This is a genomic window from Actinomyces sp. HMT897, assembly GCF_016626125.1.
Lineage (GTDB): Bacteria > Actinomycetota > Actinomycetes > Actinomycetales > Actinomycetaceae > Actinomyces.
Genome location: NZ_CP067336.1, coordinates 1,449,016 through 1,464,501, shown reverse-complemented (window position 1 = coordinate 1,464,501; position 15,486 = coordinate 1,449,016). Strand labels below are relative to the sequence as shown.

The window sequence follows — 15,486 nt, the reverse complement described above, 5'->3', positions numbered from 1 at the left end:
TTAGGTGACCTCCCCGGCGATGTCGCGCCCCACGGCGTCGGACAGCCTCCCCCCGCGCAGGCCCTGGGAGAGCAGGAACACGATCTTGGTGTAAACCGCCTCCAGGGTCATGTCCCCGGCCCCGACCGCCCCGGCACGGGTGAGCGCCTCGCCGGTCTCGTAGCGGCCCAGGCGCACGCGCGCCTCATGGCACTGGGAGGCCACGACCACTGCGGTGCCGGCCTCCACGGCCTCCTTGACGACCCCGGTCAGACCCGGTTCGGCGCCAGGGGCGTTGCCCACCCCGAAGGCCCGTAGTACGACGGCGTCGGGCAGGGGCGTGAGCAGCGCCTCCAGGCGTCGGGCGGTGATGCCCGGGACCAGGTCCAGGACCACCACGTCCTGGCGGGCATAGGGGCGGGGGGCCGGCCAGCCCGTACCGGCCGGGGGCGCCGGGTACCACCGCCAGGGTGCGCCGACGCGCGCCAGGGGCGGGGTGGCGGGTGAGTCGAAGCCGTCGTAGGCCCACGAGCTCGTCTTGGTGGCGCGGTTGCCGGCCAGGAGCCGGTGCCCGAAGAACAGGCTCACCCCGCTCACCCGTCCGCTCGTGGCGGCCACCAGGGCGCCGGTGACGTTACCGGCCGCGTCCGAGCCGAGGACCCCCAGCGGCAGCTGGCTGCCGGTGAGGACCACCGGGTGGGGCAGGTCGGTCAGGGCGTAGGACGCGGCGGCGGCGGTGTAGGCCAGCGTGTCGGTGCCGTGGAGGACCACGAAGGCCGCAGGGCCGGTGCCGGGGGCCGTAGAGCCGGTGTCGGGGGCTGCGAGGGCGCGGACGGTGTCAATGACCTGCTGCCAGGAGGCCGGGGTGGCGTTGGAGGAGTCAATGAGCGGGTCCAGGCTGGTGAGCGTGACGTCGTCCGGGCCCGGGCCGTCCTGACCGGGTCCGGGCCTCCGGGGCCGGTCCAGCAGGCGGGTGAGCCAGCCCTCCAGGTCGGCCCCCGGGACCAGGCCGCGGGGGGAGTCCACCATGCCAATGGTGCCCCCGGTGTAGATGACGTGGACGCGCACCTCTAGGCCTCCTGGTCCTGACGAGCACGACGTCGTCCGGCGTGTTGGTGGGCTTGGGCTTGGGTGCCTTGGGGGCCGGGGCGCCGGTGGGCCGGGGAGCCGCCGCGGGGGCCGGGTTGGTGCCCGGGGTGCCGGTAGGCTTGGGCGCCGCCCTGGTGCCCGGGGTGCCGGTGGGATTGGGCGCCTTGGGGGCCGGGCTGGTGGGCTGGGGCACCGCCCCGGGGTTCAGGGCGCTGGTGCCTGGGGCGCCAGTGGGAGCGGAGGCCGGGCTGGTGGGGGCTACGTCGGCCACCTCGGGGGCGGCCGGGTCGGGGCGTGGTAGCACGGTCCATGGGTCTCCTACGGGTACGTGGGGCCGACGGCGTCGACCCCGGTTGTGTCCAGGCCCACGACGGCGTCGGGCGCCTGCGGATTGCGTGGTCGGCTCACCGGCCGGTACAGTCTCCTGCGCCGCCACTGGGCGGCAGGCCGCCTTAGCTCAGTCGGCAGAGCGATTCACTCGTAATGAATAGGTCGTGGGTTCGATTCCCACAGGCGGCTCCCGGTCCCGGGCCCCGGCGTCATGCCGGGGCCCTTTCTCATTGATACTACGCCGCTGGCCTGCGGGGCCGGTGGCAGGTACGGCAGCCCCGGGCGGCTCAGTCTGGCGGCTGCGGCAGCCCAAGGCTACCTTGAGGACGCGACCGGCGGCCCTCAGATCCAGGAGGGCAGCCACATGTGCCAGTACCAGAAGCTCCTGTCGACGGTGTGCGCCGTCCAGATGGGCCACCAGGCCAGCGCGCAGGCGACGGCCAGGACCACCACCACCGCGGTCAGGACCACGCCCTCACGGCGCAGACGCCACGAGGGCACCCCGGTCACGTACGTCAGCACCCGTGCCCGCCTGGAGGTCGTCAACTGCTCCAGGAACCGCCTCCACCTGCGTCGAGGGGAGGTCAGGCCGAAGCCCAGGAAGAGCGCCAGGGGCCCGCGGGGGGCGCCGATGCCCGGGCCGATCCTGCCCGCCCGCAGCGCGGCGGTCTCAGCGCACTCGGCCGCGCCTCCCGGCGTCGGGGTGAGTAGTCCCGCGACCTGTCCGAGCATGAGGGTCAGGGTCAGGACCACCATGGGCTCGAAGGCCACCGTGTAGAACTGGAAGATGGTGCGCTCCCAGTACAGGAACCAGGGCACGTACAGGCCCAGGTAGCCGGCCAGCGGCACCCAGGCGCGCCAGTCGCGGCGTATCCCCGCCAGGACCACCAGCAGGGTCACCAGGGCGATGAAGGCCGACCACCACACCGCCACGTTCCCCAGGGAGGTAATGGCCTGGACGCAGTCGCCCGAGCTGCAGGTGGCGCCCGGCAGGTCCGCCTTCTTGTCGAGCCAGTGGAAGGACGTGGGCCGCAGCTGGAGGAGCCAGGCGGACGGCTTGGACATGTAGGGGTGGGGGTCGTGCAGGTGGGTGTGGAACTCGTAGGCCTGGTAGTGGTACTCCAGCAGGTCGTTGAGGGGGTCCGGCAGCCAGTCTCGGGGCACGCGCTCACCCGTCGCGCGGATGGCTGCCGCCCAGCCGTGCTTGTAGGCGCGCGGGTGGGTGAACCATGACCACCACCCGGCCACGTACACCGCCAGGGCCACGGGCACGGTCCGCAGGAAGTCGCCGCCGCCGCGCACCAGGATCCCCCAGGCGAACCAGTAGGGCACCTTGGTCCGGTACATGGCCAGGACGTCCCAGGCCACCGCGATAATTCCCACCACCATGGTCAGGTAGAGGCCCGACCACTTGATGGAGCAGGTCAGGCCCAGTGCCACGCCCGTGGCCAGGAGCCAGGGCCTCAGGTGGAGGCGTGTGGGCGTGGTGCCTGCGGGCGTTCCTGCGAGGTCCCGGGCCAGCTGGGCGCGGGAGGACTGGCGGTCCCGCACCAGGCAGTACAGGGACAGGGTGGCGAAGAAGCCGATGAAGACGTCCAGGAGGGCGATACGGGACTCGGTGATGCCGACGCCGTCGATCGCCAGGAGCAGGCCCGCCAGGCCGGCCAGGAGCGGGGAGCGGGTCAGGCGCATAGTGAGCCGGGCCAGCAGGAAGACGGTGGCGATCCCCGCGACGGCGGGCATGAGCCGCCATCCCGCGGCGTGGCCCGGGCCGGTGATGTCCATGCCCAGGGAGATGAGCCACTTGCCGAGCTGGGGGTGGACCACGTAGCTCGGGTTCGTGGTCATGAGCGACGTGTCGCCCCGGGCGAAGGCCGCGTCCGCCCCCTCGCGCCAGGAGGTCTCGTAGCCCACGTGGGACAGCGACCAGGCGTCCTTGGCGTAGTAGATCTCGTCGAACACGAGGGTGGAGGGGTGCCCCAGGCCGACCAGGCGTGTGACGGCTGCCACCAGGGTGACGAGCGCCGTCGCCACCCACCCGCTGACGCGCACGGCCACCGGCAGGGTCCAGCCCAGCGGGTCCAGGCCCAGGAGGCGGCGCAGGAGGTCCTCGCTGCGGGGTGCCTGGGCCTTCTGGTCGTCCTGGGCGCTGGCCTGCTGGGGGTCGAGGAGGGCTGTGGCCTGCGCGGTGAGGACGCTCGACGCCGTGGCCTCCGCCTGGGTGGGTGGCGGAGGGGCGGGGGCCAGAGCCGCCCAGGTGGGGGTGTCCGGGGCGGTCGGGGTGTCCAGGGCGTCCGGGGCGTCCGGGGTGAGGTTCGGCTGGGACGAGGCGTCTGGGGTGTCCGGGGCCGAGGTGTCCGGGGCCGAGGCGGCCTGGTCCGCCTGGTTTGGGGAGGCGTCCGTGGGCGTCTCGTCCGACTGGTCAGGGCGGTCGGAGGGGGCCTGGTCAGGGTGGGGCTGGGCAGAAGCGCCTGGGGCGGCCGGGACCGGGGCGTCTGGGGCCGGGGCGGCCTGGTCCGCCCGGTCCGGGGAGGCCTGGGCGGGGCTGGAGGCCGAGGGCCTGGCGTCGTCCGCCTCCTCCGGGCGCCCGGCCACCTGGCGTGGGGGAGGGGCGGTGTCGCCGCCGGGCCGGGAGTCGGGTTCACGGGAGGTAGTCACGACGGTGAGTCTAGGATGCCGCGCCAGCAGGTGGGCCGCGGCCGGGCACGAGGCGCCCTGCCTCGTCCCCTCCGTGGGAACGGGTCAGGGCGTGGATGATGAAGCCCGCGCGCAACCCTGCCTCATCCCCTCCGTGGGAACGGGAAGGGTAAGTCGAAGCGGCTCGAGCAACCGCTAAAGAGTCCGTACCCTCCTGGGAACGGGAGGGGTGCACGCCGTGCGCGTGCCAAGGATTCCGTCAGCCCGTCCCCTCCGTGGGAACGGGAGGGGTATTCACGGCCCTGTCGAGTCTGGTGCCCGGTCTTGACGCAATCTGAGAGTCAGGGTCCGCCCTCCCCAGAATGTTTACGCAGGTCAAAATCCCGGGTCTCGGCACGACCGAGGGTGCCCGCGGTTCTGTTCGCGCCTTAGTTGACAGGACGTCTCCTGTCGTGCCGGTGAGGACGAGGCGTCCGACCTCGAGCTCCTGGTCCTGGACAAGCCTCTCCTGCCGTGCCGGTGAGGACGAGGCCGGTATGCTGCCGCCGTCGGCAGGGACCAGGGGGTGCGCCACCTGGTGGACGCGCGACCCAGTTTGCTGACGCTCCGTCGGCAGAAACCGTAGTGCACATGCTCATATCAGGCCGGCGGGGGGCGCCCTGACGTCCCGTCGGCAGGAGCTAGAGGTGTGGGCGGCAGCGCGCACGAGGATGTCCAATGAGGGCAGCGTGCGGGTTGTGCAGGGCGGAACATTTTGTGCACAGGGTGACATTTTGTGTATAGAGTGACGTTTTGCGCAGAAGGTAACGAATCTAGGTCACTTTCTGCGCAATCGGTTACCTTGTGCACAAAATGTTCCCCTGGGCGTCGCACCGTCCCTCTCCGTTAGGAGGATCGCCACGACCTTGTCTTGGCAGGGCTTGCCGAGGCCACACCCTCTCTTTCCGCCAGGAGAACCGCCTCCGACCTGGCCTCACGAGACAACTCTTTTAGCGCTAGCAGGTCGTAACTGATCGTGAGGGCAGGTCCCTCGCCGCTCTCGGCGCACATGTGGCGAACTTTATGCGGTGCTCTAGATTGTTTGTCGCCTATCTGGTAGTCCGGTTCTCTCGCGTGTCCAAATCTGAGGATCAGAACGGCGAGCACTCTTAACCCTACCGAGGTCCGAGCCTCTGACCTGCGTGGACATTAAACGCACAAAGTCTAGGACGGGGTGGGGTCAGTTCTGATCCTCAGATTGCGACAGAACCGGCTGTTGCGCTGCTGGCCCCCTGAATAACCTTCCGGGTGCGCCGCCCGTGTAGGGGTCGGGCCGGAGTGGGCGTCCACCGTCTGGAAGGGCCTGAGTGTAGGGCGGCGATGACCTGGGACCCGTCGGCGGGGCGTCCACCGTCTGGAGGGGCCTGAGGGTCCGCGCCGCTCATGTGGGGGTCGGGCCGGAGTCCAGCGCCCCAGGGGCCTGGTGGCGGAGTCGGCACTGTCCGTGTAGGGGCCGGGCCAGGAGCCCGCACGGCGGGCGGAGTGTCGGCGTGGCGTGCAGGGGAGCGTCGTTTCCCCAGACCAGGCATTGCGGGCAATGAGAAGTGTCGGCGCGCAGGGAGAGCGTCCTGTGCAGGAGGCGGCTACCTGCGTGAACGGAATGTGAGGGGCAGGCGCCTCCGGACTGTGGGGGACCGGTGGCGTTGTAAAACGGAACTGAAGATACGAGCCAAGGCGCCTCCAGGCTATGAGGACAGGCGTTAGCTGGAGTGCAGGAGTATCCGGTGCAGGAGTACCTGGCGCAGGGCGGATTGTGTACAGCCGTATCCGTTGGGGGCGGTACCGGACTGCGCCCCCCTTTGACTGTCGGGGCGTCGTGGGGCGCGGCGGACCTTGCCGCTGGCGCGTCCCTCACCCGCCGGGACGCCACAACGGGACGTGGAAGGAAATCGCCGCCAACATGCCCTCTTTGATCGCCGGGGTACCGTGCTCTTTGGCTGTCGGGGCGTCGTGGGGCGCGGCGGATCTCGCCGCTGGCGCATCCCTCACCCGCCGGGACGGCAGTGCCGGGCAGGCAGGCGTCGTACCCGGCCTGGCGCGCACCCCTCACCCGCCGGGACGCCAGGTCAGCGCAGGGCCAGGGCGGCGCGGTAGACCTCGTTGGGGCGCAGCCCGCTCTCCCCCGCCACCCGGGCAGCCGCCTCCTTGAGCCGCACGCCCTCCTGGGCGAGCGCCAGCGCCGCGAGCGCGGCCTGGTGCGGGTCGGCCGACTCCGGCCGGGCCCCCGCCACGACCAGGACGACCTCACCGAGCACCTGCCCCGACGTGGCCTCAACCAGGTGCTCCAGGCTGCCGCGGACCACCTCCTCGTGGGTCTTGGTCAGCTCCCGGCACAGGGCGGCGGGTCGGTCCTCGCCAAAGGCCCGCGCCATGGCCGCCAGGGTGTCGTGGGTACGCCGCGGGGACTCAAAGAAGACCATGGTGCGCCGCTCCCCGGCCAGCGCCTCCAGGGCACGACGCCGTTCCCCGGCCCTGCGCGGCACGAACCCCTCGAAGCAGAAGCGGTCCGTGGCCAGGCCGGAGAGGGCCAGCGCGGTGAGCACCGCCGAGGGTCCCGGGGCCACGGACACCCTCACCCCCGCCGCCACGGCCGCCACCACGAGCCGGTAGCCGGGGTCGGAGACCGAGGGCATCCCGGCGTCGGAGACCACCAGGACGCTGCTGCCAGCGCGGGCTGCCTCAATGAGCTCGGGGGTGCGCGCCCGCTCATTGTGCTCGTGGAAGGCCACGACCCGGCCGCCGACCGACAGCCCCAGGCGGGCGGCGAGGTTGAGCAGGCGGCGGGTGTCCTCCGCGGCGACGACGTCGGCGTGCTCCAGGGCGGCGCGCAGGCGGGCGGAGGCGTCTGCGGTGTTGCCGATCGGGGTGGCGGCCAGGAGGATCTGCCCGGGGAGCGGGAGGCAGGGTGACCCGTCGGCTCTGCCCTCGCTGGTCCTCGCGCTCGTGGGACCGCCTCGGGGTGCCTCGGGGCCGGTCTGGGGCTCCGGTCCGGAGGACGTCGTGCGGGCGGGGTCGTGTGCCTGCCCAGGTCCTCGGGGCTCCGGTCCGGGAGACGTTGCGACGTCAGTCATAGCGCCAGTATTCCCCTAGGTGCCGGGGCGGAGGACCACCGGAGCGGTGGCGGGGCTCCTTCCGTATTCCCCCCAGTGCCGGCGCAGGGGTGGAAGGCCCTGATCCCCGCGGCCCTGACCTGGTGTATTCCCCTTAGGTGCTGGGGCAGGGGCGGGATGGTCGCCTGCTTCCCCCGCCTGTCCCGGTATTCCCCCCTAGGTGCCGGGGCAGGGGTCCGACACCGCCCGCCTGTCTGGATCTGACCCGCGCCACCGCCAGCACCGAGGTCGGTGGGGGCCGCCCCTGCCCGGGCCTGACTCGCGCTTCGGCGAGATCGACGCGCGGGCCGTGAACTCGGACCGCCCCCCGCCTGGACCTGACTCGTGCATCTCCCTCAGGTGCCAGGTTGGGAGCGGCGTACGGGGGGTACGTGGCTGCCAGCCGACGCATTCCTCTCAGGTGCCGGGGCGGGAGCGCATGGAGGTCCAGTCCCGCACCATCGGCGCCGCATTCCTCTCAGGTGCCGGGGCGGGAGAGGGGAGTTGCACATTCTTTTTACAATCGGCGATCAGTAAACGGCGGGATCATGCGGATCTGCTTGGCGGTCTGGGCCTGGGAACCAGGATGAATGTGCAATGGCGCCCGCGTTGCACATTCATCCTGCTCACCTCCGCCTCCCGGGGCGGGAAAACGTTGGAATGACGCCAACGGCCCGACCGGGCCCCCAGGATGAATGTGCAACACCGCCCCGGCCCCCGATGAACACACCACGGGGTGTGGGCGGCAGGGGCTCGGTGGTCGACGGGTGAGGAGCAAAGCGCTACCATGGTGTCATGACAGGTGTCATGACTCATATTCCCCGCGCCCTCATCATCGTGGACGTCCAGCCCACCTTCTGCGAGGGCGGCGCCCTGCCCGTAGCAGGAGGCAACGCCGTCGCCGGGCGCATCGCGGGCTACGTCGCCGCCCACCGCGCCGAGTACGTCGTCATCGTGACCACCCAGGACTGGCACATTGACCCGGGCGGCCACTTCTCCTCGACCCCGGACTTCGTGGACACCTGGCCTCCGCACGGGGTCGCCGGGACCCCGGAGGCCGAGCTCCACCCCGCCCTGGCCGGCGTGGACGCGGACGTCACCGTCAAGAAGGGGCAGTACGCCGCCGCCTACTCCGGTTTTGAGGGGACGACGGCGTCCGGCGGGACCCTCGACGCGGCCCTGCGCGCCCGCGGGGTCGTCGCCGTGGACGTCGTCGGGCTCGCCGAGTCCCACTGCGTCAAGGACACGGCCCTGGACGCCCAGCGTCTGGGCTACGCCACGCGCGTCCTGACCGACCTCACTGAGCCGGTCTCCCCGGAGCTCGGGGCCGCCGCCCGCACGGCCCTGGCCGCCGCCGGGGTGGAGCTGGCCGTCTCCCGGGCCTGAGCCCGCCGGTGGTGGTCAGGAGGGAGGCCACCTCCGCCTGCGCAGGCCCACCTCAGGGGGCCGACGCCGGACTGGTCACCCTGGAGGCCGCCTTCGCCCGCGCGGGGCCGCCTGGCCGGACGGCCTGCCCGTGCCGCCGTCCTGGCCCTGCCGATACGTCCCGCTGGGCACGTCATCGGGCGGGCGTCCCCCAGGCACTAGTCCTGCCGGTGCAACCCGACGTCGCCCTGCTGGATGCGGTACTGGAGCCGGAGCGCCATCTGCTCGTGCACCTTCCTGTTGTGGGTCGAGCACATGATCATCCAGATGCCGCCGCTTCCCAGCAGGCCCAGGCCCGGCAGGCCCAGGACGATACTCGCCAGGACGCCCCAGACGGCGCTGCTGACCTGGCCGACGGTAATGTGCCTGGCCAGCTGGAGGCGGGCCTGCGGGCCGCTGGTGCAGGTGACGGTGTAGGTCCCGGCGTCGTCCGCCTGGAAGGTGCCCACCAGCGTCAGGCCCCTGGTGGTGGTCCTGCGGCGTGGGGCCTGCACGCTTATGGCGTCGCCGCCGGGGCCGGTGCCCGAGCAGGTGGCGTCGGCGTCGTCGGAGTAGAGGCCGTAGGTGAGGTCCTTCTTGAGGGCCACGCTGGTGGGGCCCGCAGGGGTCAGGGCGGCGCCCCGGTCCAGGCTGCGGGAGATGCGCGCGGAGGCGGAGTCCAGGCCCATGACGAGGGCGGCGACGGCCAGGGCCGTGAGCAGACCGCCCACGGCGGACATAACGCTCGGTCCGACGCGGCTCTTCTCCTTCAGGGCCGGTGGTGCTGACGGGGTGTGGGACATGGCTCTCCTGCGGGCGAGGGTACGAGGTGAGCCTACGGGAGGGACGGCGCCGCGCGCCTCCTTCCGGCAACGGGCTGGCTCCAGGGGCGAGCGGGCCCGCCGCCACGTCGTGCCGGCCCGCCGGGCGCTGCCGCCACGCGGGACGCGGGTCGTGTCCAGGAGCTCGGGGCGGTCCCCGAGCGTCTGCCGCCCGCCGCGCGGGCCTGCGGTGCTCACCGACCTGGGTACCGGCACCAGGCGGGCGTCTGCCGCCCGCCGCGCGGGCCTGGGACTTGCGCGCGTACGGTGCCGTTGGCGGCCCGCTGCCCGCCGCCGCCCGGCGCCGCTCCCTTCTGGGGGCGGGTCGGCGCGCGAAGCCGCTAGTCTTGCCCCATGAGCCACATCCTGTCCGCGGTCGCCTGGCCCTACGCCAACGGCCCGCGCCACATCGGTCACGTCGCCGGCTTCGGCGTCCCCTCCGACGTCTTCTCCCGGTACATGCGAATGTCCGGCCACGATGTGCTCATGGTCTCCGGCACCGACGAGCACGGCACCCCCATCCTGGTGGCCGCCGACGCCGAGGGCGTGAGCGCCCGCGAGCTCGCCGACCGCAACAACCGGCTCATTGTCGAGGACCTGGTGGCCCTGGGCCTGTCCTACGACCTGTTCACCCGCACCACCGCCGGCAACCACTACGCCGTCGTGCAGGAGATGTTCCGTACCGTGCGGGACAACGGCTACATGATCGAGCAGGTCACCCGCTCGGCCATCTCCCCGTCCACCGGTCGCACCCTGCCGGACCGCTACATTGAGGGCACCTGTCCCATCTGCGGCACCCCCGGGGCGCGCGGGGACCAGTGCGACGCCTGCGGCAACCAGCTCGACCCCACCGACCTGATCAACCCCCGCAGCCGCATTAACGGGGAGAAGCCGGAGTTCGTGGACTCCACCCACTACTTCCTGGACCTGCCCGCCCTGGCCGACGCCCTGGGGGCCTGGCTGGAGGAGCGTCAGGCCTCGGGCACCTGGCGCCCCAACGTCATCCGCTTCTCCGTCAACCTCCTGGCCGACATCCGCCCGCGCGCCATGACGCGGGACATTGACTGGGGCATCCCCGTGCCCGGCTGGGAGGACCAGCCCACCAAGCGCCTCTACGTGTGGTTCGACGCCGTCATCGGCTACCTGTCGGCCTCCATCGAGTGGGCCCGCCGCAGCGGGGACCCCGAGGCCTGGCGCGCCTGGTGGAACGACCCCGACGCCCTGTCCTACTACTTCATGGGCAAGGACAATATCGTCTTCCACTCCCAGATCTGGCCCGCCGAGCTCCTGGGCTACGACGGCCGGGGCGAGCGGGGCGGCGCCCCCGGGGAGCTCGGCAGCCTGAACCTGCCCACCGAGGTGGTCTCCAGCGAGTTCCTGACCATGGAGGGCAGGAAGTTCTCCTCCTCCCACGGCATCGTCATCTACGTGCGCGACTTCCTCCAGCGCTACCAGGCCGACGCCCTGCGCTACTTCATCAGCGCCGCCGGCCCCGAGACCGCCGACGCCGACTTCACCTGGGCCGAGTTCGTGCGGCGCACCAACGGCGAGCTGGTGGCCGGGTGGGGCAACCTGGTCAACCGCACCGCCTCCATGATCCACAAGCGCTTTGGCGCCGTCCCCGCCCCCGGGGAGCTGAAGGACCCCGACCGCGCCCTGCTGGACGCCATCGAGACCGGGTTCGACACCGTCGGCGGCCTCATCGCCCAGCACCGCCAGAAGGCCGCCCTGGCCGAGGCCATGCGCCTGGTGGGGGAGGCCAACAAGTACGTGGCCGACACCCAGCCCTTCAAGCTCAAGGGGCAGGACCCGGCCACCCAGGAGCGCCTGGCCACGGTGCTGCACACCCTGGCCCAGGCCGTGGCCGACCTCAACCTTATGCTCTCCCCCTTCCTGCCCCACGCCGCCAACGACGTGGACCGCGTCATGGGCGGCGCCGGCGAGGTGGCCCCCATGCCCCGCGTCGAGGAGGTGGCCGAGCTCGACCCCCAGGTCCTGCCCGCGGCCTTTGAGGGACGCAGCGGCTACCCGGTCATTACCGGCGACTACGCCGGCGCGCCGTCCTGGGGCCGCCACCCGGTGGTCGTGGGCACGCCGGTGGGACGCCCGACCCCCGTCTTCACCAAGCTGGACGAGTCCGTGGTCGAGACGGAGCTGGCCCGCTACGCGGACTTCCTGCCCGACGACGTCACCGGCGCCTGAGCGGGCCGGGGATCCGGGCCAGCCAGGGACCGGGCCAGTCCGGGGCCGGGCATGCCGGTGGGCGGGACCGGTCGCCTGGTGCCGGGGCCAGCCGGTGGCCGGTCGCCTGAGCGGGGCGCCGCGCGGGGACGGTCCGGAGCGGTACCCTCCTGGACGACACCAAGGACCAGGTGACACAGTGGCTCCGGGCCCGCCGCGGCGGACCAGGGCGGCGCCACCGGGCCCGCTGGCACGGACACGAGGAGGAGTGATGAGCGCAAGGCGTGAACGCAGCTGGGTGGAGCTCGACGCCGTCGCGCCCCTGGCGGGGCGCGTCACCGACAACCACACCCACCTGCCGGTGGCGGGGCTGGGGGACACCGGGCCCGGCAGCGACGCCCCCCTGGACGCTGCCGCCCTGGTGACCCGGGCGGCGTCCGTGGGCGTGGCCCGGCTCATCACCTCCGCCTGCGAGCTCCCCACCTGGTCCGGGACCCTGGACATGGCCCGCAGCCTGCGGCCGGTGCGGGCGGCCCTGGGGGTCCACCCCAACGAGGCGGTCCTCCACGCCGGGATCCTCGAGACAGGCCCGGACGGGCTGGAGCACGTCCCGGGACCGCACCACGAGATCCCCCTGGACGAGGCCATGGGCCTGCTGGAGACCGCGATCCGCTCCCACCGGGAGCTCGTGGTGGCGGTGGGGGAGACCGGCATGGACCTGTTCCGTACCGGCTCGCGGGGGGCGGTCGCCCAGCGGGAGGCCTTCCGGGCCCACATCGCCCTGGCCAAGGAGCTCGACCTGCCCCTGCAGATACACGACCGGGACGCCCACACCCAGTGCGTGGAGATCCTGCTGGCCGACGGCGCCCCGGCACGTACCGTCTTCCACTGCTTCTCCGGCGGGTCGGCACTGGCCGCCGCCTGCGCCGAGCACGGCTGGTACGCCTCGGTGGCCGGGCCGCTGACCTACCCCTCCAACCGGGGGCTGCGCGAGGCCCTGGCCCTCCTGCCCGACGAGCTGCTCCTGGTGGAGACCGACGCCCCCTACCTGCCGCCCGTCCCGTGGCGGGGCCGGCCCAACGCCTCCTACCTCATCCCCGCCACGGTCAGGTTCCTGGCCGCCCAGCGCGGCCTGGACGAGGAGCAGGCCTGCCAGCGTCTGGAGGCCACCACCACCCAGGTCTACGGCACCTGGTGAGATCGGCCCCGGTGCCTGTGCACCGGCTGCCTACCGTCGGCCCACCCCGCCCCGGTGCCCGCACCGCCGTGGGCCGTGCGCCGGTGGCCCTCGTTCCCCGGTCCGTACAGGTGCGCGCGGCGGCGCGGCGTACCCACGGGTGGGCCCCTCGTCCCCCGGCCCGGGGGCGTCCGGGGAGCTGGCCCGCCCCGTGTCCGTTGCCTGCCGGGCAGCGGTACCCCGGCAGCGTCACCCCTGTGACGGGGCCTTGGCATTGTCCCTGGTCCGGGCCGTTTCGCACGTGCTGTACCTCCTATGCGTTGTCGGACTCGCGTCTAACAGGTACTCTGGACCGGACGCTGTCTCCTGTGGAAGGTTTTGACTAGTGGGCAGGCACGCACAGACAAGTTCCCTAAGCACCACCCTGATCGAGCTCGGTTCCCTCGCCTCCCGAAGTGTTGCGGCTGCTGAGAACGCAACCCACGGCCGCCGTCGCGCCGAGGGACGGGCGAAGACCTCTCTGTCCCCCATGATCTACCGCGCCGGTGGGACCGCCGCGGTCCTCTCCCTGGCCGTGTCCGGCGCCGCCTACGCCGCCGTGCAGGCCGGGAGCGACGTGATCCAGCCCCTGGGGGCCAACCGCGCCGCGCTCGCGGCCATCGGCACCAGCGGCACCGACTCCGGCTCCTCGGCCAAGGCGACCCAGGACCCCATGACCGTTAGCGGCCAGTCCACCTCGGTGACGACCCTGACCCAGGACGAGGTCCAGCCCCACCAGGTCGTCACCCGGGAGACCAAGGAGCTCCCGGCCGGGGAGACCAAGGTCCAGACCGCCGGGGTCGACGGGGTCGCCCGGGTGACCTACCAGGTCACCTGGGCCGACGACACCGAGATCTCCCGCGAGGCGGTCTCCCGGGTCGTCCTCACCCCGGCCGTGGACCAGGTGGTCCTGGTGGGCACCGGCACCGCCACCGAGGTGGCCCTGGCCCAGGCCGGTGACGGCAAGACCCCGGAGTCCGCCCAGGCCGTGGCCAAGGTCCTCATGGGCTCCTACGGCTGGGGCGAGGCGGAGTACTCCTGCCTGCACAGCCTGTGGACCCGGGAGTCGAGCTGGAACTACCAGGCCAAGAACCCCTCCTCGGACGCCTACGGCATCCCCCAGTCCCTGCCCGGGGACAAGATGGCGTCGGTGTCCTCTGACTGGGCCACCAACCCCGTTACCCAGATCACCTGGGGGCTGGGCTACATTGCGGGCCGCTACGGCAGCCCCTGCGGCGCCTGGGCCCACTCGGAGGCCACCGGCTGGTACTGAGCCGGCTACCAGGCCGCCACCGCCAGAGCGTCCGAAGACCGCCCGATCACCTGACCGCCGCTCCGGCGTCGACGCCGGACCGGGCTGGTGCCAGCGGGCCCTGGCGCCCCGGGCCCCCGGTGGGTAGGGAGGCGTGGACGCAGTGACGCCGGGCACGGAGGTCGTCGACACCTCGCGCACGTCGCCACGCCGTACGCCGTACGTGATACCCGGCACGCCTATGGGCCCCTGGCTGCGCTCCCAGGATCTGGGACCGGCCCGGTATGACGCCGTCGAGCCTGGGTGGACCCGCCGACGCGGACCCTGGGAATTCGCTGAGGGGTGAGCGATCTCCTGGCGCGTGGCGGTGGATCTCCGCTACCGTGGCGAGCAGTCACCGACGGAAGGATGTCCCCAAGTGGACCACCACCAGCACGGAACAGCCACCCAACCGACCGCTGCCGAGGAGGGTCTTGAGCCCGGTGCGCGTGAGCGTCACGCACACCTCGCCCCCTCCGGGCTCCTGGCCACCCTGACCCCCTCCACGCTCCTGCGTGCCGGCGCGGTCGCCGCGGTCCTGTCCATTGGCGTCAGTGGCGGGGCCTACGCGGCCATCCAGCAGAACGGCCCGGGCGAGGGCGCCAACGGCGCCGCACCGCTGCCCGTGGGCGCCTCCCTGCCTCCGGTGGGCGCCACCGGCACCCCCAGCCCCGCTGCTGACAGCGATGACACGGCCACCCCCTCCGCCGCCCCCACCGAGGACACGGGCCTCACCGTGGACGGCCAGACCACGACCGTGACCACCCAGACCCTGGACGAGACCCAGGCCCACAGCCGGGTGGAGAAGGAGACCGACACCCTCCCCAAGGGGGAGACCAAGGTCGAGACCCAGGGCGTTGACGGGGTCACCCGCACCACCTACCGGGTCACCTGGGCAGACAACACCGAGATCTCCCGTGAGGCCGTCTCCACCGTCGTCGTCACCAAGCCCGTGGACGAGGTCGTCCTGGTGGGCACGGCCGACCCCACTCCGGCGCCCGCCGCGGCACCCTCCTCCTCGTCGAGCTCCTCCTCGGACTCCTCGGGCACCGCCGCCCCGACCCCCCAGTACGCCTCCGGCGGCACCACCGCCGGGGACGCCCAGGCGGTCGCCCGGTCCATGATGGGCTCCTACGGCTGGGGCGAGGGGGAGTTCTCCTGCCTGGTCAGCCTGTGGAACCGCGAGTCGGGCTGGAACTACCAGGCCGAGAACCCCTCCTCGGGCGCCTACGGCATCCCCCAGGCCCTGCCGGGGAGCAAGATGGTCTCGGCGGGCTCCGACTGGGCCACCAACCCTGTTACCCAGATCACCTGGGGGCTGGGCTACATTGCGGGCCGCTACGGCAGCCCCTGCGGCGCCTGGGCCCACTCGGAGGCCACCGGCTGGTACTGAGCCGCCCGGCCCCCGCT

9 protein-coding genes and 1 tRNA gene are annotated in these 15,486 nt (G+C 72.5%); 6 read left to right on the top strand and 4 right to left on the bottom strand.

The genetic code is table 11. The features are described 5' to 3' along the window. Positions 1-1,047: an asparaginase gene (locus tag JJJ15_RS05905; protein ID WP_200511766.1), complete on the bottom strand. Its 1,047-nt coding sequence runs from the start codon at positions 1,045-1,047 to the stop codon at positions 1-3. Between the two features lie 467 nt (positions 1,048-1,514). Between JJJ15_RS05905 and JJJ15_RS05900 the strand changes: the two genes are divergently transcribed. Then, positions 1,515-1,587: transfer RNA gene (locus tag JJJ15_RS05900), tRNA-Thr, on the top strand. A 153-nt stretch (positions 1,588-1,740) separates the two neighbouring features. Here the strand turns inward: JJJ15_RS05900 and JJJ15_RS05895 are convergent. Continuing rightward, entirely contained in the window at positions 1,741-4,056 is a 2,316-nt protein-coding gene (locus JJJ15_RS05895; protein ID WP_348641495.1) for a phospholipid carrier-dependent glycosyltransferase, read from the bottom strand. Between the two features lie 2,084 nt (positions 4,057-6,140). After that, positions 6,141-7,145, bottom strand: coding sequence for a 16S rRNA (cytidine(1402)-2'-O)-methyltransferase (gene rsmI, locus JJJ15_RS05890; RefSeq protein WP_106109876.1), 1,005 nt, complete (start codon positions 7,143-7,145; stop codon positions 6,141-6,143). An 813-nt stretch (positions 7,146-7,958) separates the two neighbouring features. Between rsmI and JJJ15_RS05885 the strand changes: the two genes are divergently transcribed. Further along, a complete protein-coding gene (locus tag JJJ15_RS05885; protein ID WP_246742183.1) occupies positions 7,959-8,549 on the top strand; it encodes an isochorismatase family protein in 591 nt (196 codons plus the stop codon). Between the two features lie 197 nt (positions 8,550-8,746). Here JJJ15_RS05885 and JJJ15_RS05880 read toward each other — a convergent pair whose 3' ends face one another. Continuing rightward, a complete protein-coding gene (locus tag JJJ15_RS05880; RefSeq protein ID WP_129591533.1) occupies positions 8,747-9,370 on the bottom strand; it encodes a hypothetical protein in 624 nt (207 codons plus the stop codon). Between the two features lie 372 nt (positions 9,371-9,742). On the opposite strand from JJJ15_RS05880, the gene metG reads away from it, so the two are divergent. The 4 genes from metG to JJJ15_RS05860 all read left to right on the top strand — a co-directional run bounded on the left by metG (position 9,743) and on the right by JJJ15_RS05860 (position 15,469). Then, positions 9,743-11,590, top strand: coding sequence for a methionine--tRNA ligase (gene metG, locus JJJ15_RS05875; RefSeq protein ID WP_200511765.1), 1,848 nt, complete (start codon positions 9,743-9,745; stop codon positions 11,588-11,590). 250 nt (positions 11,591-11,840) lie between these two features. Beyond that, positions 11,841-12,767 (top strand): TatD family hydrolase, encoded by a 927-nt coding sequence (locus tag JJJ15_RS05870; protein WP_200511764.1) that lies wholly within the window; start codon positions 11,841-11,843, stop codon positions 12,765-12,767. Positions 12,768-13,275: 508 nt separating this feature from the next. Beyond that, positions 13,276-14,058, top strand: a complete 783-nt coding sequence (locus JJJ15_RS05865) for a G5 domain-containing protein (protein ID WP_314719940.1) — start codon at positions 13,276-13,278, stop codon at positions 14,056-14,058. Positions 14,059-14,455: 397 nt separating this feature from the next. Beyond that, a complete protein-coding gene (locus JJJ15_RS05860) occupies positions 14,456-15,469 on the top strand; it encodes a G5 domain-containing protein (RefSeq protein WP_246742182.1) in 1,014 nt (337 codons plus the stop codon). Positions 15,470-15,486: the final 17 nt, after the last annotated feature.